Annotated in this window: 18 protein-coding genes, 1 pseudogene and 1 riboswitch; of the genes and pseudogenes, 9 read left to right on the top strand and 10 right to left on the bottom strand. The window is 42.7% G+C overall.

The features are described 5' to 3' along the window. Positions 1-9: 9 nt before the first annotated feature. The 3 genes from AB1F57_RS03560 to AB1F57_RS03570 form a co-directional block, all read right to left on the bottom strand. A complete protein-coding gene (locus tag AB1F57_RS03560) occupies positions 10-852 on the bottom strand; it encodes a DUF368 domain-containing protein (protein WP_167786022.1) in 843 nt (280 codons plus the stop codon). Positions 853-934: 82 nt separating this feature from the next. Continuing rightward, positions 935-1,492 carry an energy-coupled thiamine transporter ThiT gene (gene thiT / locus AB1F57_RS03565; RefSeq protein ID WP_105138152.1) on the bottom strand — a complete coding sequence of 186 codons (558 nt, stop codon included), beginning with the start codon at positions 1,490-1,492 and terminating at the stop codon, positions 935-937. A 48-nt stretch (positions 1,493-1,540) separates the two neighbouring features. Next, positions 1,541-1,636, bottom strand: a riboswitch (TPP riboswitch). Between the two features lie 9 nt (positions 1,637-1,645). After that, a complete protein-coding gene (locus AB1F57_RS03570) occupies positions 1,646-2,491 on the bottom strand; it encodes a glycoside hydrolase family 25 protein (protein ID WP_167786021.1) in 846 nt (281 codons plus the stop codon). Positions 2,492-2,713: 222 nt separating this feature from the next. Between AB1F57_RS03570 and AB1F57_RS03575 the strand changes: the two genes are divergently transcribed. The 9 genes from AB1F57_RS03575 (at position 2,714) to tpiA (ending at position 11,620) form a co-directional block, all read left to right on the top strand. Next, positions 2,714-3,202: a hypothetical protein gene (locus tag AB1F57_RS03575; protein ID WP_105137152.1), complete on the top strand. Its 489-nt coding sequence runs from the start codon at positions 2,714-2,716 to the stop codon at positions 3,200-3,202. Beyond that, complete coding sequence (locus AB1F57_RS03580) at positions 3,199-3,591, top strand: DUF4430 domain-containing protein (RefSeq protein WP_167786020.1); 393 nt, start codon at positions 3,199-3,201, stop codon at positions 3,589-3,591. The genes AB1F57_RS03575 and AB1F57_RS03580 overlap by 4 nt, the downstream gene beginning before the upstream one ends. A gap of 270 nt (positions 3,592-3,861) precedes the next feature. Then, complete coding sequence (locus tag AB1F57_RS03585; protein ID WP_167786019.1) at positions 3,862-5,094, top strand: FtsW/RodA/SpoVE family cell cycle protein; 1,233 nt, start codon at positions 3,862-3,864, stop codon at positions 5,092-5,094. A gap of 8 nt (positions 5,095-5,102) precedes the next feature. Then, the gene (ppc, locus tag AB1F57_RS03590) at positions 5,103-7,799 is read left to right on the top strand and encodes a phosphoenolpyruvate carboxylase (RefSeq protein WP_167786018.1); all 2,697 of its coding nucleotides are present in this window, start codon (positions 5,103-5,105) and stop codon (positions 7,797-7,799) included. 122 nt (positions 7,800-7,921) lie between these two features. Then, a complete protein-coding gene (locus AB1F57_RS03595) occupies positions 7,922-8,419 on the top strand; it encodes an RNA polymerase sigma factor (RefSeq protein WP_167786093.1) in 498 nt (165 codons plus the stop codon). Beyond that, positions 8,406-8,564, top strand: coding sequence for a hypothetical protein (locus tag AB1F57_RS03600; protein WP_245169983.1), 159 nt, complete (start codon positions 8,406-8,408; stop codon positions 8,562-8,564). Before AB1F57_RS03595 ends, AB1F57_RS03600 begins: the two co-directional genes overlap by 14 nt. Before the next feature lie 9 nt (positions 8,565-8,573). After that, the gene (locus AB1F57_RS03605; RefSeq protein WP_245169982.1) at positions 8,574-9,374 is read left to right on the top strand and encodes an anti sigma factor C-terminal domain-containing protein; all 801 of its coding nucleotides are present in this window, start codon (positions 8,574-8,576) and stop codon (positions 9,372-9,374) included. Between the two features lie 123 nt (positions 9,375-9,497). Further along, positions 9,498-10,694 (top strand): elongation factor Tu, encoded by a 1,197-nt coding sequence (tuf, locus tag AB1F57_RS03610; protein ID WP_167786017.1) that lies wholly within the window; start codon positions 9,498-9,500, stop codon positions 10,692-10,694. Positions 10,695-10,867: 173 nt separating this feature from the next. Next, positions 10,868-11,620, top strand: a complete 753-nt coding sequence (gene tpiA / locus AB1F57_RS03615) for a triose-phosphate isomerase (protein WP_167786016.1) — start codon at positions 10,868-10,870, stop codon at positions 11,618-11,620. Positions 11,621-11,673: 53 nt separating this feature from the next. Here the strand turns inward: tpiA and AB1F57_RS03620 are convergent, their stop codons facing one another. From AB1F57_RS03620 to AB1F57_RS03650, 7 genes and pseudogenes are all read right to left on the bottom strand, one after another. Beyond that, complete coding sequence (locus tag AB1F57_RS03620) at positions 11,674-13,314, bottom strand: polysaccharide biosynthesis protein (RefSeq protein ID WP_167786015.1); 1,641 nt, start codon at positions 13,312-13,314, stop codon at positions 11,674-11,676. A gap of 28 nt (positions 13,315-13,342) precedes the next feature. Beyond that, positions 13,343-14,572, bottom strand: a pseudogene (locus AB1F57_RS03625) (peptidoglycan bridge formation glycyltransferase FemA/FemB family protein). A 19-nt stretch (positions 14,573-14,591) separates the two neighbouring features. Further along, entirely contained in the window at positions 14,592-15,821 is a 1,230-nt protein-coding gene (locus AB1F57_RS03630) for an aminoacyltransferase (RefSeq protein WP_167786013.1), read from the bottom strand. Positions 15,822-15,830: 9 nt separating this feature from the next. After that, on the bottom strand, positions 15,831-17,066 hold the full coding sequence (locus tag AB1F57_RS03635; protein WP_167786012.1) for an aminoacyltransferase: 1,236 nt from the start codon (positions 17,064-17,066) through the stop codon (positions 15,831-15,833). After that, positions 17,066-18,280, bottom strand: coding sequence for an aminoacyltransferase (locus AB1F57_RS03640; protein ID WP_167786011.1), 1,215 nt, complete (start codon positions 18,278-18,280; stop codon positions 17,066-17,068). Before AB1F57_RS03640 ends, AB1F57_RS03635 begins: the two co-directional genes overlap by 1 nt. Next, positions 18,280-19,089: a sugar-phosphatase gene (gene yidA, locus AB1F57_RS03645; RefSeq protein WP_105123098.1), complete on the bottom strand. Its 810-nt coding sequence runs from the start codon at positions 19,087-19,089 to the stop codon at positions 18,280-18,282. The genes AB1F57_RS03640 and yidA overlap by 1 nt, the downstream gene beginning before the upstream one ends. Continuing rightward, positions 19,079-20,392, bottom strand: coding sequence for an HD domain-containing protein (locus tag AB1F57_RS03650; RefSeq protein ID WP_167786010.1), 1,314 nt, complete (start codon positions 20,390-20,392; stop codon positions 19,079-19,081). Before AB1F57_RS03650 ends, yidA begins: the two co-directional genes overlap by 11 nt. Positions 20,393-20,429: the final 37 nt, after the last annotated feature.

Consider the following 20,429-nt stretch of genomic DNA (forward strand, 5'->3'; position numbering starts at 1 on the left):
GATGACCTCCTACTTGTATTTTTCCTCGAGTTTGCTCATCCATAGGCCTAGCCAGGCACCAAGAACAAAGAGGACAAGGGCAGCAAGCCAGGTTCCGATGCCAGCTCCAGCATAGGAAATGGCTTCCTCATTGCCAGCTTGTGGGATAAGGATGAGAATGGTGGATGAAGCGACGATACCGATGATAAAGTGGTAAACGCGGGAGTGGTAGACCTTGAGAGCATGGTCCATGGACTTAGAAAATGCCACCATAGCTAGAGCCCCACCGATAGCGATAGGCAGAAAAGTGCCAAGCAGGTCCATGGACTTGAATCCATTGAGCATAGGCGCGTAAATCCCTAAAATCAAAAGCAAATTAGACGGGCTGAGCCCAGGTACCAAAATCCCCAGAGCAATCAGAGCACCAGCCAAGACAAAACTAGCAAAGCTAGCTGGCAGGGTTCCGACCAAACTGTTCAAATTGTAGAGCAAAAGACCAGAGACGATAAAGGTTGCAACCATCCAAATCCAGTCAATGCTGTCACGCTGGCTCTTTTGAGTAGATTCCTTGAGCAGGCTAGGAATGGTTCCTACAATGGCACCGGCAAAGGCCCAGAGAACGGGTACCTGGAAGTGCTTGAGCAGGAATTCAACCGGGAAGGAGAAGAGGGCAATACCCAAAATCCCCCCGATTCCAACAGGGATAAAATAGAGCAAATTTTCCTTAAAATCCTTGCGAATATTGGCTAAAAAGCCGATGAGCCGCTCATAGATGCCCAAAATCGCAGCCAATACACCACCAGAAACACCGGGCAAAATAAATCCAAGGGCGATAATCATTCCCTTGATAATTCTTGAAATCCAAGATGACATAAATTCCTCCAAAATTATGTAATGGACCCATTATAGCACATAGACCGAATTTCGTCGAAAAAGCCTGCCAAAACGGACAGACTTAGGATGATTTGACCTTAAAGAAGGCAGGTCTTGATTTGTAGAGAATAATCAACAGACCTGCTGCAATCAGGGTCGATGGCAGAATATAGCTGATATTGTATTGAAGAGAGTAGAGCCAGACAGGCATACCAGGTGTAGCGTAGTCAGCATAGAAGATGATTCCGGCCAGGAAGTTGGCCAGGAAACGAATGTTGCCTCCAAGTAGACTGGCTAGTCCAATCCAGCTGGTTGCACTTGTGCTGGTCTTACTGGCTTTAAAAGGTCTTGTAAATAGCCCTGCCAACCCAATTCCAGCATAGGATAGGGCGTAATCCAGAAAGACCTGGAAGAGATTGAGGAAGTAGCCTCCGTAGAAGAGTTGGATGGTACCGACAATTCCACCTGCTAGCACACCGATAGCCAGGCCATGTCTGAGTGCCAGAAAGAGAATGGGCAGCATGACCAAGGAAACCGATCCACCTTGGGGCATAGTGAAGAGCGGCAGTTTGTCAAAGACCAGGGCAATGGCAGAGAAGATGGCTACTTCAGCCAGGGTACGTAATTTAGTATGGGACATAAAAAACCTCCTTTATGGTTGCAATGAAAGGAGATTTGGCTTTTTATGATATCCATAAAACACAATCCCTACGCTAGTCTTACCTAGATCAGGTTCGAGGATTTCGCAGATGCGATCTCAGCCGAAGCACTCCTTTGTGGAATTATTTAGTTGTTACTCAGGAACGGTAAAGAGCTTTTGATAGACCTCGTTAGGGTCTTTTAAGCTAGTGATGAGGTTGAGGTCCAGATGGTATTTAAAGCCATTCAAGTAACCTCGTGAAGTATATTGGTGAAGGTCGTAGGCCAAATCAGTGTTGGGAGCGGCATTGTAGTAACCTGAGTCCGTCCCATAGGTTGGAATCCACAGGGCATCAAACTTATCTACTGAGATGCTATGCTCGTCCATGAAGTAGGTTCCAATATAGAGTCCAATATTTTTAGCACCAAGGTCTACCAACTCCTGTCTGAAAGCCTCGACGCCGGCATCCATATCGCCCATGGTCTTTTCCTCAACGTCCATCCAATAGAAGGTTGGCTTGTAAGGTGAAGACAGCTTGTAGAAGGATTGGGCTTCTTTTTTCATGGCCTCTATAGAATTTCCTGTCACATAAGCATAGACAGCGATGGGAACTCCCCGCTTTTGAAATTCTTCAATATGCTGCTTATAGGACTTGTCAATTCCATTTTTATCGGTGGCAGAGTTTTCTTTCTTTGTATGGGAACCACTCTGAATCCGGATAATAGCTCCAGAAATCTGTTCGCTGAGCGTATCGTAGTCGATATCCTCAGGTCGTTGCCATGCGGAAACGTCAATGATTGGCTTCATTTCTAAAGCATTCTCTATGACATAGGTAGAGCTTTCGCTTGCGATTTTCTCTGCTTCTTTTTCTATTTGGGCTTCTTGAATTGCTGTCGCCCGTTTTTCAGCTTGGATAGCCATGGTCCGAGTCAGGAGAATCAAGGAAGTGGATAGAGCAAAGAAAACAATCACAATGATAGGTTTAATTCTTTTTCTCATCTTTTTTATTTTAACTCAAAGCTCTGGAAAAATCAAAAAAAATAGTCTCATTTATGCAGGAAATAGCTAACTTTCATCCGCTTGACATATCCTGGCTATTGGGGTAAGCTACTAATGAATATAAAAACCTGTCATTAGAGGACGGAACCTTTCTCCGTTGCGAGTTTGTCCAACAAGTTTCTTGCACGAGAATACAGGTCCTAAAAATGAAGTAGGAGTTGCATGACTGCCCAGAAAATTAGTAGAATTGCTATCTTAGCCAGCCTTTGCATAGCACTTCGATTTGCCTTTTTTCCTTTTGCTAATATCAAGCCCATTACAGCTATATTTTTAGTCTCCAGCCTTTTTTTGCCCATGGCAGATGCTTTCCTCATCATGGCTTTGACCATGGTTGGGACGGCTATTTATATGGGGTTTGGGATAGTTGTTTTGTGGCAGATTCTCAGTTTTGCAGCTATCATGCTAGTGTGGAAATGGGTATGGTCCGGCCTGCGGTTGAGCTCTTGGAATTCAGTTCTCATACCTATGTTGTTAGCTGCTGTAGTCACTTTTCTATATGGATTGGTCATTAGTCTTCTGTCAGCCCTACAATTTGGGGTCAATCCATGGGTCTATTGGATAAATGGCTTGAGTTTTGATGTGGCCCATGCAGTATCAACTGCCTTATTTTACCCAATTATTGACGGGATTTTTCGGAGGTTTATAAAATGAAACGGTTACTAAGAATTTGTGTTAGTGTCCTATCTGCCTTGGTTTTGCTAGGGTGTTCGACAACGAGCAACCAGCCTACAGCTAGCAGTCAGATAGAGGAAACCAGTCAGCTACTTGAGGCCACTTTGAGGATTACGACTGATGGTCAGACTTCTACCAAAAATGTCCGATTTGAAGCTGGTGATTCTGTCATGGATGTCCTGGAAGAGTACTACGATATCGAGGAAGAAAACGGCATGGTTACGGTCATCGACGGAAAAAGTCAGGATCCAGCCAGCAATACCTACTGGATGTATAAGGTCAATGGTAGCTTGGCAGAAAAAGGTGCTGCAGAACAAATTCTACAAGAAGGCGACGATGTTGAATTCTACCTTGAAAGCTTTCAATAAACTCAAATAGCTAGAGCACTTAAACAAACTAGGTCAGAGGATTGCCTCTGGCTTTTTATATGCTTTGAAGAACAAATTATAGTTGTGAAAATGGTCAATTGACATTCCTGATTTTGCAGAGAAATAGGCCGGTATATTTTATTAAAATTGAGTGAACAGAATAATGTTCCTTATTTTTGAATCTGCTTGGCTATTCTCTCGTTTTTTGACGAAACTATGCTATAATAGAAATAATATACAGCATAGAACTTGATTTTTATAGGAGAACCAATGAAGATTGATAAACGGCATTTGCTAAACTATTCTATTCTCTTGCCCTATCTGATTCTTTCAGTGATTGGCTTGATTATTGTCTATTCAACAACCAGTGCCTTACAAATACAAAAGGGCGGAAATCCTTTTAGCATGGTCATTAGCCAGGGACTTTTCTGGATTCTGAGTTTGGTAGCCATGTTTATCATCTACCGGATGAAATTGACAGTCCTGAAGAAGTGGGGGCTGATTCGCTTCTTTCTCCTCTTGGAAGTAGCTATGTTGGTCGCGTCGCGTTTCTTTGATCCGGTCAATGGTGCCCACGGTTGGATTCGCTTGGGACCGGGGGGAATCATCGGTCTCCAGCCGGCGGAATACTTGAAATTATTGATTGTCTGGTATCTGGCGGCACGATTTTCCGCTATGCAAAGGGATATCCAGGTCTATGATTACCAGGCCTTGATTAAGGGAAGCTGGATACCCAAGGCCTTTAATGATTGGCGGATTGTCAGCCTGTTTTTCCTGGGGTTGGTAGCCAGCCTACCCGATTTGGGGAATGCTACGATTGTAGTTTTGATTATTTTGGTCATGGTAACGGTCAGTGGTGTGGCTTATCGCTGGTTCTCAACAGTCCTGCTGGGTTTGGTCCTGGGAGCAACCATTTTGTTGGGATCCATTCGGATTTTAGGGGTTGATTTGGTGGCACGAATTCCCGTCTTTGGCTATATTGCCCGTCGCTTCTCAGCCTACTTCAATCCCTTTGAAAACGCGACAGAATCTGGTTTGCAGCTGACCAATTCTTACTACGCCATGAGTAATGGCGGTTGGCTGGGTAGAGGCTTGGGAAATTCTATTGAGAAAAATGGCTATCTGCCAGAAGCTCATACAGACTTTGTCTTTTCCATTGTCATCGAAGAATTAGGCTTTGTCGGATCCTCCCTGATTCTCGCCCTTTTATTCTTTTTGATATTGAGAATTATTGTGGTGGGTATCCGGGCTAGACGCCCCTTCAATTCCATGATGGCTTTGGGAGTAGCAGGGATGATGCTGATTCAGACCTTTGTCAATGTCGGTGGTATTTCCGGCTTGATTCCCGCTACGGGAGTGACCTTCCCCTTCCTATCACAAGGGGGGAATAGCTTGTTAGTTATTTCTATAGGAATTGCCTTTGTTTTAAATATTGATGCAAATGAAAAACGGGAGCTCTGGGAAGAGGAAATAGAGCAGACCATGGCTAAAACAGAAAGTTAGGGAGAACTATGAAAATTCAGAAGTTAGAAAACTACAACAACAAGGATGCTATCAAGGAAGAAGTCGCTATTCTAACCACTATCCTTGAAGAGGTAGCTGGACAGATGATGTCTGCAGAGACCTTTCAGAAGATTTTGGAGCTTTCTCAGCTCTCACATGAGGATGATTACCAGGCCTTGATTGATATTATCGGCCAGTTAGACAATGACGAATTGGCTGTGATTTCTCGCTATTTCGCTGTCTTACCTCTCTTGATTAACATCTCTGAAGATGTGGACTTGGCCTATGAAATCAACCATCAGAATAATAGTGGTCATGACTATCTAGGAAAAATGTCCACAACAATTGATATGGTGTCCAAACATGAGGATGCGGCTGAAATCCTTGAAAAACTCAATGTCGTTCCTGTCTTGACGGCCCACCCAACTCAGGTTCAACGCCAGTCCATGCTGGATTTGACCAAGCATATCCACGAATTGCTCCGTCGTTACCGCGATGTCAAATTGGGCTTGATGAACCGGACCAAGTGGGAAGACCAACTGCGTCTTTATATCGAAATCATCATGCAGACGGATATGACGCGGGAGAAGAAACTCAAGGTTACCAATGAAATTACTAATGTCATGGAGTATTATAATTCCTCCTTTATTAAGGCAGTGACCAAGCTCCAAGGAGAGTACAAGCGTCTGGCTGCCGCGAAGGGCATTGAGTTGGATAATCCGCGTCCTATTACCATGGGTATGTGGATTGGTGGTGATCGTGACGGAAACCCATTTGTGACGGCCGAAACCTTGAAATTATCAGCCCTGACCCAGTGCCAAGTGATTATGAACTATTACGATGAGCAGCTTTACAAGCTCTACCGTAATTTCTCACTGTCGACCACTATTGTCAAGGTCAGTCCGGCAGTTCAGCAATTGGCTGATTTGTCACAGGATCAGTCTGTCTATCGTGAAAACGAACCCTACCGCCGTGCCTTCCATTATATCCAGATGAAGTTGGCAAACACGCGTGATTACCTCGTGCACAACAAACCAGCTGATGACCGCTATGAAGATGTTGCTGCTTTCAAGTCTGACCTGCTAGCTATTAAGAAATCCCTGAAAGAAAATAAAGCAGCGGCACTGATTAAGGGAGATTTGACAGAGCTTTTAGAAGCGATTGAAGCCTTCGGCTTCTACTTGGCCAGCATCGACATGCGCCAGGATTCATCTATCTTAGAAGCAAGTGTCGCAGAGCTCCTAGCATCTGCACGGATCGTTGAAGATTATTCAAGCCTGTCAGAAGAGGCTAAGTGCCATGTGCTCCTCAAACAATTGGAAACAGACCCACGCATCCTGTCAGCAACCCATGTAGCCAAGTCAGAGCAGTTGGAAAAAGAGTTGGCAATCTTTGCTACAGCGCGTGAACTCAAGGATAAGCTAGGTGAAGAGGTCATCAAACAGCACATCATTTCCCACTCAGAGAGCGTATCAGACTTGCTAGAATTGGCAGTCTTGCTCAAGGAGGTTGGTCTGGTTGATGTCGACAAGGCCCGTGTTCAGATTGTTCCACTCTTTGAAACCATTGAAGATTTGGACAATGCTGCTGCTACCATGCGTGATTATCTGAAATTAGACCTGGCCAAACGCTGGATTGCTGGCAATAAATATTACCAGGAAATCATGTTGGGCTATTCGGATTCCAATAAAGACGGTGGTTATCTGTCATCAGGCTGGACCCTCTACAAGGCCCAGAATGAATTGACCCAAATCGGTCAAGAAAATGGTGTCAAGATTACCTTCTTCCATGGCCGCGGTGGTACGGTTGGTCGTGGTGGTGGTCCATCATATGATGCCATTACCTCCCAGCCATTCGGTTCTATCAAAGACCGTATCCGTTTGACCGAACAGGGCGAGGTGATTGGTAATAAATATGGTAACAAGGACGCAGCTTACTACAATTTGGAAATGCTGGTGTCTGCAACGCTGGATCGTATGGTAACGCAGATGATCACGGATCCGGATGAAATTGGTGGCTACCGTGAAACCATGGATGAGATTGTGGCGGATAGCTATACTATTTACCGCGACCTGGTCTTCAATAATCCTCATTTCTACGATTACTTCTTTGCCGCGACGCCAATCCGTGAGATTTCCAGTTTGAATATCGGTTCTCGTCCAGCAGCCCGTAAGACCATTACCGAAATCGGTGGGCTCCGTGCTATTCCTTGGGTATTCTCTTGGTCACAAAACCGTGTCATGCTGCCAGGCTGGTATGGTGTTGGTTCTAGTTTCAAACGCTATATTGACAAGGCGCCTGAAAACCTAGCTAAACTACAAAAAATGTACGAGAGCTGGCCTTTCTTCCGTTCACTCTTGTCAAATGTAGACATGGTCTTATCCAAGTCCAACATGAACATCGCCTTTGAATACGCCAAAATGTGCGAGACAGAGGAGGTTCGCAGTATCTTCCATGCCATTTTAGATGAGTGGCAGCTGACTAAAGACATGATTTTGTCTATTGAGCAACATGAAGAGTTGCTAGACGAACTGCCTTTCCTCAAGGCCAGTCTGGACTACCGCATGCCTTACTTCAATATTCTTAACTATATTCAAATCGAGCTAATTAACCGCCTCCGTCGCGGGGAGCTCAGCAAGGAGCAGGAAAGCCTGATTCACATCACCATCAACGGTGTGGCGACAGGCCTCCGAAATTCAGGATAAGAGACGAAAACAACTTCTGCGGAGGTTGTTTTTTGCTTGTCAAAAAATGTATAATGGATATAGAAAAGTTGTGTAACCGATTGCAGATTCATTCGTTATATTAGTGAAGGGAGGGGAGCAGTATCAAACTAGATGATTATGAAAAAGAAGTCATTGGTATTGCTGGGGAGATTTCCTACTATCTACAAAAATCTGGCGCCAACTTTGCAGATAGTCAGGACATCGCACAGGATATACTTGTGAAAATTTTAGAAGCAGAGCTTGTCCTTCCTTTCGAAAAACTAAGAGCCTGGCTTTACCGATCGGCTGTCCGAGCTTACATTGACAAATACAGGCGAGATAAGCGCTACTATGAAATTCTACAAAAGGAGTTTTTTAGAAGAGAAGACCTTTTGGTCTATGACCAAGGAGGTTATGAGGAACTCTATCAAGCAGTTGCGGACTTGCCAGAAAAATACCGGCAAGTGATTGACCTCTATTATTTTCAAGATATGAGTGTCAAAGAAGTTGCCCATATCTTAGGGACTGGTCAAAGTTGGGTGAAAATTATCCTTTACTGCGGACGCAAGCAGTTGAGGAAAATACTAGAAGAGAGAGGGTATGACTATGAAGACTTTTGAAGAAGTGACAAAGAAGAGTAAGCGGAAGAATTTATGGAAGACAATAGGGCTATCATCGCTCATCGGTTTCATCTTAATGCTTATTGGCGTTCAAACTGTAAAAATTATCGTTGGTGCACGAGAAGGTCGTGAGGTATGGGAATAAACGCTGTTAATGGAAATCGCCTATCCAAATATAAACCATGATGGCATTAAAATTCAAAGCACCAGTTATGTATCAGGGAAGCTCTACTTCGATTTGTATAAGGATTTAGACGGTGTTCCAATGGCTTTTGGGCAACATGAAATCTACTATGACCTTTTTGACAGCCATTATGATTTTGCTCAACACTTACCAGGAAATAGTTTTAAATACCTATATGATCATACAACCAATACCAAGGTACCCGTCTTTTACAATCGAAATGAGATCGTATGGAGTAAGTCAGAAATTGCCAATGAATTAGCCTATCTAAGAGATATGAGCGGTCAGCTTGTAGAAGTGGCAATTACTTTTGATAAGAAGTATAACTTGGCAGAGATAAGGAACATGGTCCCAAGCAACCTCAAGCAAAATTGGTATTGGATAGGGACAGAAGGAAAGCAGAGTACCTATTACTATCGTCCAGAGCAGTTATTGGGATTAGAGCCAGAGGATATTCAACTGGTCTTTTCAGCTATGCCAGAGGACTATATGACAGGTATGGACTTTATGAAAGAGTTCTTAGAAACAGGAGATTGGGAAAGGGCGGAGTATTTAAACATACCAGTGAATGACTTGCAGGCCTTTGTCGTCAAGTTTGGCGATACAGACTTCACCAATCAAGAAGAGATTGACCAGCTGGAGTTCGCAGGCATTATCCTAACGGGCAAAGCAGAGGACTTTGCTCAGTTGGAGGGCAAGGACTGGATTTATGCTTCGAGCATCGGTGCTTCCATCCAAAATCAGCCCTATTATCAGCTCTACATGGAATAAATCACAAAAAAAATAGAAAATGCTTGCATTTCTGCGACATTTTGGTAGAATAGTAAGGTAAAGTTAGACCGTATTGCCTACTGTCTATCTATAAAATATATTTTATTGGAGGCTTTTACCAAAATGGCAAAAGAAAAATACGATCGTAGTAAACCCCACGTTAACATTGGTACAATTGGACACGTTGACCACGGTAAAACTACTTTGACTGCAGCTATCACAACTGTATTGGCACGTCGCTTGCCTTCATCAGTTAACCAACCTAAAGACTATGCGTCTATCGATGCTGCTCCAGAAGAGCGCGAGCGCGGTATCACTATCAACACTGCACACGTTGAGTATGAAACTGAAAAACGTCACTATGCTCACATCGACGCTCCAGGACACGCGGACTACGTTAAAAACATGATCACTGGTGCCGCTCAGATGGACGGTGCGATCCTTGTAGTAGCTTCAACAGACGGTCCAATGCCACAAACTCGTGAGCACATCCTTCTTTCTCGTCAGGTAGGTGTTAAACACCTTATCGTCTTCATGAACAAGATTGACCTTGTTGACGATGAAGAATTGCTTGAGTTGGTTGAAATGGAAATCCGTGACCTCCTGTCAGAATACGACTTCCCAGGTGACGATCTTCCAGTTATCCAAGGTTCAGCTCTTAAAGCCCTTGAAGGTGATACTAAATACGAAGACATCATCATGGAATTGATGGCTACAGTTGACTCTTATATTCCAGAACCAGAACGCGATACTGACAAGCCATTGCTTCTTCCAGTCGAGGACGTATTCTCAATCACTGGTCGTGGTACAGTAGCTTCAGGTCGTATTGACCGTGGTACAGTTCGTGTCAACGACGAAATCGAAATCGTAGGTCTTAAAGAAGAAACTACTAAAGCAGTTGTTACTGGCGTTGAAATGTTCCGTAAACAGCTTGACGAAGGTCTTGCCGGCGATAACGTTGGTGTACTTCTTCGTGGTGTTCAACGTGACGAAATCGAACGTGGTCAAGTTATCTCTAAACCAGGTTCTATCAACCCACACACTAAATTCCTTGGTGAGGTTTACATCCTTACTAAAGAAGAAGGTGGACGTCATACTCCATTCTTCGACAACTACCGTCCACAGTTCTACTTCCGTACAACTGACGTAACTGGTTCAATCAAATTGCCAGAAGGTACTGAAATGGTAATGCCTGGTGATAACGTAACTATCGACGTTGAATTGATCCACCCAATCGCCGTTGAACAAGGTACTACTTTCTCTATCCGTGAAGGTGGACGTACTGTTGGTTCAGGTATGGTTACAGCAATCGAAGCTTAATTCGATTGAGTTCCCAGATATAACAATTATAGTCAGACAACTTAATTGTAAACTCTCTGTCTCTGGCAGGGAGTTTTTCTGTATGCTTTCATAAAAGGTATGAAATGCTTTAATCTTCCATGACTTTGTGATATAATGAACCTTGTACAATAAAAATAGAAGAGGTATGTGAAATGTCACGTAAACCAATCATTGCCGGTAACTGGAAAATGAACAAAAATCCTCAAGAAGCACAAGCTTTCGTTGAGGCGATTGCAGGTAAATTGCCTGCTGGCGATAAAATCGAAGCAGCTATCGCAGCTCCAGCTGTTGATTTGAACGCTCTTTTGTGGTTCGCTAAGGATTCTGAACTCAAAGTTGCTGCGCAAAACTGTTACTTTGAAGATGCAGGTGCCTTCACTGGTGAAACATCTCCAAAAGTATTGGCTGAAATGGGTGTTAACTATGTTGTCATCGGTCACTCTGAGCGTCGTGATTACTTCCACGAGACAGATGAAGATATCAACAAGAAAGCGCACGCTATCTTCCGCAATGGTTTGACGCCAATCATCTGCTGCGGTGAGTCACTTGAAACTTACGAAGCTGGTAAAGCAGTAGAATTCGTAGGTGCTCAAGTTTCAGCAGCACTTAAAGACCTTTCAGCAGAGCAAGTAGCTTCACTAGTTATTGCTTATGAACCAATCTGGGCTATCGGTACTGGTAAATCAGCTACTTCAGAAGATGCACAAAAAATGTGTAAGGCTGTTCGTGATGTTGTTGCAGCTGACTTCGGTCAAGAAGTTGCAGACAAGGTTCGCGTTCAATACGGTGGTTCTGTAAACCCATCAAACGTTGCTGAATACATGGCTTGCCCAGACGTTGACGGTGCCCTCGTTGGTGGTGCATCACTTGAAGCTGAAAGCTTCTTGGCATTATTAAATTTTTAATTAAATAAAAAATAGGATTTCCTACGACGTGATGGTTGGAAATCCTATTTTTATTATTTGGGTGTAATATTGAATTTTCTTCGTAGAGAATTTGCCTTCGTCCCAAGAATATCATCAAGAATCTGTGATCTTAGAGTTAGGTAGCCGTAAGTAAGAACACCAATACCAGATAAGAGCACTAGTTTAATCAACATGGTCAGTTTTCCAGTACCGATTAGGAATACATCCAAACCAATTCTTCCAAGGAAGACAAGTGTTCCCATTAGGATTGTGGCAAATAGAACTTGGATAAGGTGCTTTATGAGTCGGCTTTGATCAAGTCCCACCAACTGGTGGATACGGCGATACATAAGAATGATGGCGGTTAAGGAAGCCAAACTAGTAGCTGCAAGGGGACCATTTGAATGAAATAGGTAGATGAATGGAATCTGTAAAATAAGTTTTACGATGATACTAATAAGGAAGTAACTAATCGCTCGTTTGCCTTCGAAAAATGCTAATAGAGTTGGTGATAAAAGTCCATATACAGATAAGAATAATGTCTGAATTAGTGCATGGTTGAATAATTGCAGGGCGATCGATTCAGGTTGGGAATAGAAAATCGTATAAATCTCATTTGAAAGGAGCAGGGCACCAGTAAGAGCTGGAATGATGAATAGATTCATCAATTTTATATTGTGTTGCAATAAACTAGCAGAAGCTTCGTGATCTTTTTTCAAGAAATTAGCCGTTAAAAGTGGAATGCTAATACCACCTATTGAATTGACAATTGAAATTAAAATCATGACAATTTTATTGGGATTGGCCGACATATAGGAGTAGAGAACCAATAACCGTTTGACATCAAAGTTTGTTACGGATTCCATCACTCGTATATAGGTCATTTGATCAATCAACTGGTAGGCTTGGATAGCAGATCCGATAATGATAAATGGAATAGCTTCTTTAAAGGTTTCAATTACTAAAGATGTAACATTAATTTCCAATGTGGACGTTTTTGGTTTTTTTAGAAGGTGAAAAAGTCCTTCTTTTTTTAGGAAATAAAGCAATACAATAACACTGGCGACCATACCAATAAATGCTGCCAATGTTGATTGCATAACTGCAACTTTATAGTCTCCATTGCCCACTTGCATAATCATATATGTGGTCAGTAACATCCAGATGACGCGAATAATTTGTTCCCAAATTTGACTAAGTGCATTTGGTTTCAAATTGGCATAGCCCTGAAATATCCCACGAATCGTTGACATTGCTGGGAATACAAGGACTGAAAGGCATAGACTATGGAGAATTGGAACTAAATCGTGCCCGAGTCCCATACCTTCAGATAATAGTGGAGAAGTGAAGTACATCAAGGTGGAAAAGAAGAGGCCAGAGACAACCATTAGTTTCAAAAAGCCATTTATCAATGCTGCAATTGTTTCGGTTTGATTCTGTACGCTGTAGCGTGCAATTTGTTTAGAAAGGGCGACATTGATACCAGATGTTGAAAAAAGTAGGATGGTTGCATAAATATTATAACCCATAGAAAAGAGGGCATTGGCTTCATTTGCAAATTGGCCCATCCAATAATACCATGGAATAATATAAAGTGCTCCAAGTAATCTACTGATGAAATCACTGATAGTGGACCAAAATGTTCCACGTAGCATTTGATCTTTTTGTGTAAGCTGATTTTGTGTTTGTTTCATGTGTTTCTCAATTTTTTCTACTAAGAAGTTACGAGCGTCGCAAAAATTTTTTGATCAATTGATAGAACTGATACTTATAAGGTCTTGGAAGGTAGGTAAAAACGCCAGGAGTTCTCATGATATAGCCATTAAAATTCTGTTTAAAGCGAAGGACGCCGTCTTTTCCGTCAAATAGGCCACTAAAACAAAGAAAATTATACGTTTGGCAACCACGTTTAATGGCTTCCAACATGACAAATTCTTGTAAAAGGGAAGGTGCAGGAAAATGACAAAATTCAGGAGATGATCCACTATGTAGATAGTAGGCTTCCTTGTCGAGATAAGCGAAGAGCCCTACTGCTAGTGTTATTTCACCTTGACCATGTTTCTCAATGATTCGATTGACCTCTTCAATAGTTTCTTCGATTTTCCGAAGTTGCTCGTGAATACTAGCTAGTTTGCTTTTTTGTTTTTTACCGGCTGGACTTGCACCATAAGTAGATACTATTTGGTTTTGTAGTTACTCATAGTCGGTCTTTTCCTTCAGTAATGAGTTGAGGTATGATTGAAAATCGATTGTAGCGCTTAGGAACGAGGCATCTTCTCCAAAGGCATCAAAAAAGCAGTAGTAATACTCTAAATCCTTGTCTAAGAAGCCATTTCGTTCGGCAGTTTCAGTTGTAATTGCTTTAAAATGTTTTAATTGATTTCTCGTTAACTTTTCGATTTGAATGCCCATCCCTCTAGCTTTTTTGACTAGCTGTTGACCATTTTTGTTAAAGGAACGCAGCAGAGTTTTAGAATCAAGTTGTGAAAGGTCCTTGAGATAATACCAATCCCCACTATCAAATCCTTTCTGTAATCCCGAGTGTGTGTAACCAATGCTAGTCAGTTGTTCGATGAAGAGATCATTTGGTTCAGAAGTTGGTGTACCTTGGCTGGCAAAGTATTGATATGGAATATAGGGTTTGACAACCAATTCAATCACATTGTTTGTTTTTGCAAAATCCTGGAGTTGTTTAAAAAAATCGAGCAAGTAGGCGCTGTCGGTTACTATGGGACCATTGTGTAGCTCCATTCGATAGCCACCTGCAATTGGCTGACTGTACACAATCGCAGAAATCTGTATCTCCTTTTTGACTACGTAGGCAAGAATTTGTACCCTATATCCCCTTTTCCGTAAATGAGCCGCCATTTGGGGTGATTGTTCGTAAAATTGACGGTTTGCTTTTTTGATATGTTCCTGGAACAATTCATCAGTTATTAGTTCTAAAGTCATAGGAGTCCTCCTAGATTTATCAATATCGACCTGTAATTTTCTTGACAACTTGAATTAGACTGTGCTTAAGTGGATTTGGATAGTACATGAATACGCCGGGTGTACGTTTAATATAGCCGTTAAAATTCTGCTTAAATCGTAGCACCCCATCGCTTCCATCAAACTGTCCACTTATTCCTAAGAAGTTATAGGATTGGCATCCGCGCTTAATCGCTTCAAGCATTACATGTTCTTGAAGTATTGCTGGCGCATAGAATTTATTAAATTCAGGATAGGAACCACTATTGAGATAGTAGGCTTCCTTTTTTAGGTAGACAAAAAGGCTTGCACAAAGTGGGACATCTTGTTGACCATATTTTTCTATCATGTTTCGTGCTTCTTCTTTACGGATTTCAAATGTTTCATACTGACTCTTGAGTTCGCGTAATTGATTTTGCTTTTTTTCTGAAGTCGGATTTTGGAGCAAGTTAGCTTGGAGTTGATCGATCTTGCCTGATAGCCCCTCTTGTTCTCGAGCCAAATTGTCTAAATAGTTCTTGAAATTCAAGCTAGCGATAAGAAACTCTGCCTTATCACCGAAACTATCATATAGGTACTCATAATATTCTAACGGTTTGTCATTAAAATCTCGTCTATCGGAAGTTGCAACCGTTATTTTTTGGAAAAGTGCCAATTGATCCCGCTCTAACTTACGAATGGAGATGCCAAATGTTTTAGCTTTCTTAATAAGTGGCTTCCCTTTTTTACTAAAAGATTGAAATAGATTTTCTTGAGTCAGACCGGTCAGATCTTTGATGTAGTACCAATCCCCCGTAGAATAGCCGACATGTAAACCTTGATGGTGGTAACCAATCGAGGTTAATTCGTCAATGATGGTATGATTGATGTCCGTAGTTGGATTGCCATTGGTATCAAATTCCTGTAGGGACTGGTAGGGTTTTACCTTGAGTTCAATAGCCTGCATTTTTTTTGCGAAGTGTTGTAACTCTTTATAAAAATCCTGAAGATAGGTTTCATCAGTACAAATAGGTCCATTGTGAAGTTCCATATGGAGTCCACCAGCAATTGGAGTGCTAAATAAGATAGCGGATACTTTCAAATCTCCTTCTACTTCATAACCTAGGATGGTCACTTCATAGCCCCGCTTTTTTAACAGGCTGGCCATTTCTGGAGATTGCTCAAAAAGTTGGGATTTTGCTTGATCAATGTGGGCTTGAAATTCTTGTTCAGTGATTACTCTTAATGTCATAGTTTTCCTTTATTTTCTGCCTAAAATAGTTTTTAAGGAGCGAATGAGTTTATATTTTATAGGATGTGGGTAGTAACGAAAGGTTCCCATTTTTCGTACGATTGTCCCATTAAAGTTTTGTTTGAAACGGAGAACGCCATCGGAGCCATCAAATTCTCCACGAATGCCTAAAAGGTTGTAGAAAGGGATATTTTTATCTAGGGCTTTTCGCATAGCGAATTCTTGAAGGGCAACAGGGGCATAAAAAGCATTGAATTCTGTCAGTGAACCGCTGAAGAGATAGACAAGTTCATGGTCGGTATAGACGAAAAGGCTGGCTGCTAGATCGATATCAGCTTCGCCATACTGGTCAATCCATTTCAAGGCTTCTTCTTTGCGGGTTTCAAAGCTCATTACCTGGCTGGTCAACTCGCGGTGCTCGTTTTGTTTTTTTCTAGAATTTGAATTCTTATCTAGTTCTTCTTGGATGGCATCCAATTTTTGTTGGACCTGCTTTTGGTTATTTTCCAAGTGTTGGAGATAGACGCGAAAGTTAATGCTGGCCATAGTGAAGGCAGCTTTTTCGCCAAAGGCATCGAAAAAGTCTTGGTAATAGTCTAGAGATTTATCTGGATATTCTCTTCTTTCTGAGGTGGCAGAAGTGATGGCTTTGAATCGTTCCAGTTGGTCTCTGTCCAATTCACGAATCTTTAGTCCAAAACTATTGGTTTTCTTGACGAGTGTTTTTCCTTTCTTACTAAAGGATGCAAACAAGCTATCTTGGGTCAAGGTTGACAGGTCTTTTACATAGTGCCAGTCTGGTTCCCCTCCTGGATAACCTGTCAAAAGTCCGTCATGTAAGAATCCGTTGTCGGTTAAATCCTTGATTCGATCTTGCTGTTCAGGTCCAGTAGCCTTTCCATCACTGTCAAAGGTTTGATAGCTGTCATAGGGTTTGATTAAGACTTGCAAAGCACCGCGTTCTTTGGCATAGGTTTTGAGCAAGCGGTAGAAGTGGCGCAAATGTGCTGGGTCTTGGCAAACAGGTCCAGAATTAATTTCCAAATGGAGACCACCGGTCATTGGAATAGCATAGATAACCGCAGATACGAGAATTTGATCTTGCTTGGTCAGGCCGATAAAGCGAACATCCATGCCTCGTCTTCTTAGTAGCTCAGCCATTTCCTCCGTCTGCATGAATGATCGCTGGGCGACTTGCTTGGCATGTTTCTGGAAATCTGCTAAGGTCAGTTCAATTAGCTGCATTAGTGTCGGTTCCTTAATTGTTTTCGTAGGTTATAGGCGAAGTTGGACAAACGATAGAGTAGAGGATTTACTGGAATATTGAATTCACCGATGTACTCTTCAATTGTTGGTGCAAAGTTGGACTTAAATTTAGTCAAACCGTCATCGAGGCTGCCTTCGACACCGCCCATATTTGCCCAGATAATGCCATCTTGGTAGGCATCTTCAAATACTTGAGGATAAAGCGAATATTGGGGATAGAATTTTTTGAATTCGTCGTTCATACCAGCATAGAGCATTTCCATCACATTTCCAAAGCGGATGGAGAGGATTCCAGCGATAATAAGTTCATCTGGGTACTTGTTAACATACTCTTCAAATTCTGCGATGTATTTGCTAATCGAGGCTTGTTGTTGACTCAGCTTGGTCAGACGTTTCTTCTGGTGTTCCGCTGTTTCTGATAAATCCTTTTCAATCTGAGCTAACTGCTCTTTGTATTCTGCCAAACGTTTAGGTAGGTTAACGGTTGCTAGATGCAAATAAGCATCCTTTCCGTAAACGGTCATCATTTTTTGGAAATAATCGTGGTTACGAAGTGCAACTCCTTTTCTATCTTCTGTTAAAGCGACAACATCTGCAAAGGCTTGAATATCTTCTAATCCTCCGCGGTGGGTTGTAACACCTCGATTTAGAGCATCCTTCATCAAGCGCTTGGTATGTTTAGGGAATTCTTGAAGCAAATCCTTACTGGTATAGACATTGGCTTGGAAGCGGGGTTGGATACTTTGTGCCATATCCTGAGTCCGTCCTGTCCATTCAGCTCCTGCCTTCTGGAGAATGGCTAGCTGAGAAAGGGTTGTAGGGTTTTCTTCAACTTCTTGCCCAATTTTGTACTGTTTGAGTAGAAGGGCTGGGTCAAATTTAATGAAGAGGGCTCGCTTGGTTTTTCCGAATTTTTTTAGAGAAGCAAGGACAAATTGAACCAAGTCTTGGTTTGAGTAGTCCATAACAGGCCCACGAGGGATGTAGAGCATGGTAAAGCCAAGTGGTAATGGCTTTATGAGGATACTTGCAGATGCAATTTGCTGATTATCTTTATAAAAGCCAATCCGCTCATTCCCCCAGTTGTCCTTAATCTTTGCCCAGGAGCTGCTTTGCAGGAGGTTGACCTGTTCATGGATTTTTACAAATTGGTCGTGTTCCTCGGCGGAGATACCGATTTTATATGTAAACATTAGTCTAATACCCACTCTCTAAGGGCGTAGGCAACGCCCGATTCGTCATTTGATTTGGTAATGTACTTGGCGATTTTTTTCAATTCGGAGTTGCCATTTTCCATGACAACAGGACTGCCAACCACCTCTAGCATAGAACGGTCGTTTTCCTGGTCGCCGATTGCCATGGTCTGATCCATAGTCAGGCCTAATTTAGCAGCCAGCTGAATAATGGCCTGGCCCTTATTGACTGTCTTAGGTGTGATTTCTAAGTAAAATGGGGCTGATTTTGCGACATTGTACTTATCTGTCAGGTTGCTAGGTAGTTGTGGAATAGCAGCATCTAGTACTTCAGCCTCATCGACCATCATGCATTTGATGATTTCCTTGCCCACCATTTCCTCTGAGGTTCTATAAAAGACCGGCGAGCTCACCAACATGGCCTCATAGACAGTGTACTTGCCGATATTGCGGTTAGCAGTGTACATGCCTTCCTTGGTGCTAGCATGCATAGGCAAGTTTAGCTTGCGGGCAGCCAGTTCAATATCCAAATAATCATCGTATGAAAGCGTGTCTTTGACAATATCCTCGCCGGTAGCTGCATCCTGGACTAAGCCACCGTTGAAGGTGATTACATAATCACCAGCCTCTGTCAGGTTGAGCTGGTCTAGGATTGCACGGACACCAGAAATAGGTCGTCCTGTGGCAATAACAATTTTGACACCTGCTTTTTTAGCATCCTGAATAGCCTGGAAGACCTCAGGTGTGATTTCGTGTTGGCTGTTTAAGAGGGTGCCGTCGATGTCGATAGCAACTAGTTTAATGGTCATGTTGGTCTCCAATTACAAATTGATCATTGTGAACATGGCTGATAAATGCCGCTGTTTGCTGGGAGAAAATCCCAGACTCATCCAGCATTTCCTTGGGGAAATAGAAACGGCTGTCGCCATGAATGGTTCCAGATAGGGCAGCGACGATAGGAGAGAGGGCAGACAGTTCTACCAAAATCTCATCCTTGCGGTGGATCTCAATCTGTGTCCGTTTTTTCTCGGCATTGGGCCTGTAGATATCGTAAGGTAGGTCAAAATTATGGTGGATAGCTGTATAGTATTCGGGGTCAAAGCCTACATCGGCCACCAGGCTGCGAAGAGAGTCTAATTGAGCCTCTTGCTCGGCCTTAAAGGTAATGGACTTGAAGACCTTACGATTGATATAGCGCTGGGCCAGGTCCGACAAAATGCGGTCTGGTCCGTCAATCCAAGACTGGAAGTAGGTATTCATAACCCCGTCGTCCAAGGACAAGTAGTCTGCTAGGGTAATGCGATGTTCGAAAAATGGCAGCAGTCGTGGTGAGGTTCTGGCAAAGAAATCCTGCTCGCTAGTATAGAGTAATTTAGCACGGTTGAGCAGGTTTTGCAGCAGGACTTCCATAGAGCGGCTAGCTGGGTGGAAGTAGACCTGCATATACATCTGGTAACGGCTGAGGACATAGTCTTCCACCGCATGCATCCCCGACTCCTTAAAGGCAATGCCATTTTCAGTCGGACGAATAACTCGGAGAATGCGGGTCAAATCGAATTCCCCATAGTTGGTTCCTGTGAAGTAGGAATCCCGCAGGAGGTAGTCCATTCTGTCCACATCAATCTGGCTGGAAATCAGCTGGACCACCTGTTTATTGGGATAGGTATGGTTGATAACACTGGCTACTTTATCTGGAAAATCAGGGGATACCTGCCTCAGAATGCTGTTTATTTCTGTTTCTGGACTGCTAATGATGGCGCAGGTCATTTCCTCATGGTCGGTATCAAAAAGGCGCTCAAAAGTGTGGGAATAAGCCCCGTGGCCCACATCATGCAAGAGAGCAGCCACCATGGTCAGGATAGAATCAGACGGGTCCCAGAGTTCGGCATACTTGTCTTCAAATTTTTGGGTAATCCGTCTGGCAATTTCGTAGGCACCGAGACAGTGGGAAAAACGGCTGTGCTCACCACCATGGAAGGTATAGGAAGTGGTTCCCAATTGCTTGATGCGGCGCAGTCGTTGAAATTCTTTGCTGTTAATTAGTTTGTAGATAAGTTCATGGTCCACATGAACGTAGTTATGAACCGGATCACGAAAAACTTTTTCAATCATAACCTTCATTATAGCAAAAAAATAGATTTTTTTCTTC

The organism is Streptococcus nasisuis, assembly GCF_040836615.1.
Classification (GTDB): domain Bacteria; phylum Bacillota; class Bacilli; order Lactobacillales; family Streptococcaceae; genus Streptococcus; species Streptococcus suis_V.

What these genes read in the sequence shown, in the direction of transcription:
- AB1F57_RS03560 (WP_167786022.1), bottom strand. Translation starts at nt 852, where the DNA reads ATGTCATCTTGGATTTCAAGAATTATCAAGGGAATGATTATCGCCCTT.
- thiT (WP_105138152.1), bottom strand. Translation starts at nt 1,492, where the DNA reads ATGTCCCATACTAAATTACGTACCCTGGCTGAAGTAGCCATCTTCTCT.
- AB1F57_RS03570 (WP_167786021.1), bottom strand. Translation starts at nt 2,491, where the DNA reads ATGAGAAAAAGAATTAAACCTATCATTGTGATTGTTTTCTTTGCTCTA.
- AB1F57_RS03575 (WP_105137152.1), top strand. Translation starts at nt 2,714, where the DNA reads ATGACTGCCCAGAAAATTAGTAGAATTGCTATCTTAGCCAGCCTTTGC.
- AB1F57_RS03580 (WP_167786020.1), top strand. Translation starts at nt 3,199, where the DNA reads ATGAAACGGTTACTAAGAATTTGTGTTAGTGTCCTATCTGCCTTGGTT.
- AB1F57_RS03585 (WP_167786019.1), top strand. Translation starts at nt 3,862, where the DNA reads ATGAAGATTGATAAACGGCATTTGCTAAACTATTCTATTCTCTTGCCC.
- ppc (WP_167786018.1), top strand. Translation starts at nt 5,103, where the DNA reads ATGAAAATTCAGAAGTTAGAAAACTACAACAACAAGGATGCTATCAAG.
- AB1F57_RS03600 (WP_245169983.1), top strand. Translation starts at nt 8,406, where the DNA reads ATGAAGACTTTTGAAGAAGTGACAAAGAAGAGTAAGCGGAAGAATTTA.
- AB1F57_RS03605 (WP_245169982.1), top strand. Translation starts at nt 8,574, where the DNA reads ATGGAAATCGCCTATCCAAATATAAACCATGATGGCATTAAAATTCAA.
- tuf (WP_167786017.1), top strand. Translation starts at nt 9,498, where the DNA reads ATGGCAAAAGAAAAATACGATCGTAGTAAACCCCACGTTAACATTGGT.
- tpiA (WP_167786016.1), top strand. Translation starts at nt 10,868, where the DNA reads ATGTCACGTAAACCAATCATTGCCGGTAACTGGAAAATGAACAAAAAT.
- AB1F57_RS03620 (WP_167786015.1), bottom strand. Translation starts at nt 13,314, where the DNA reads ATGAAACAAACACAAAATCAGCTTACACAAAAAGATCAAATGCTACGT.
- AB1F57_RS03630 (WP_167786013.1), bottom strand. Translation starts at nt 15,821, where the DNA reads ATGACATTAAGAGTAATCACTGAACAAGAATTTCAAGCCCACATTGAT.
- AB1F57_RS03635 (WP_167786012.1), bottom strand. Translation starts at nt 17,066, where the DNA reads ATGCAGCTAATTGAACTGACCTTAGCAGATTTCCAGAAACATGCCAAG.
- AB1F57_RS03640 (WP_167786011.1), bottom strand. Translation starts at nt 18,280, where the DNA reads ATGTTTACATATAAAATCGGTATCTCCGCCGAGGAACACGACCAATTT.
- yidA (WP_105123098.1), bottom strand. Translation starts at nt 19,089, where the DNA reads ATGACCATTAAACTAGTTGCTATCGACATCGACGGCACCCTCTTAAAC.
- AB1F57_RS03650 (WP_167786010.1), bottom strand. Translation starts at nt 20,392, where the DNA reads ATGATTGAAAAAGTTTTTCGTGATCCGGTTCATAACTACGTTCATGTG.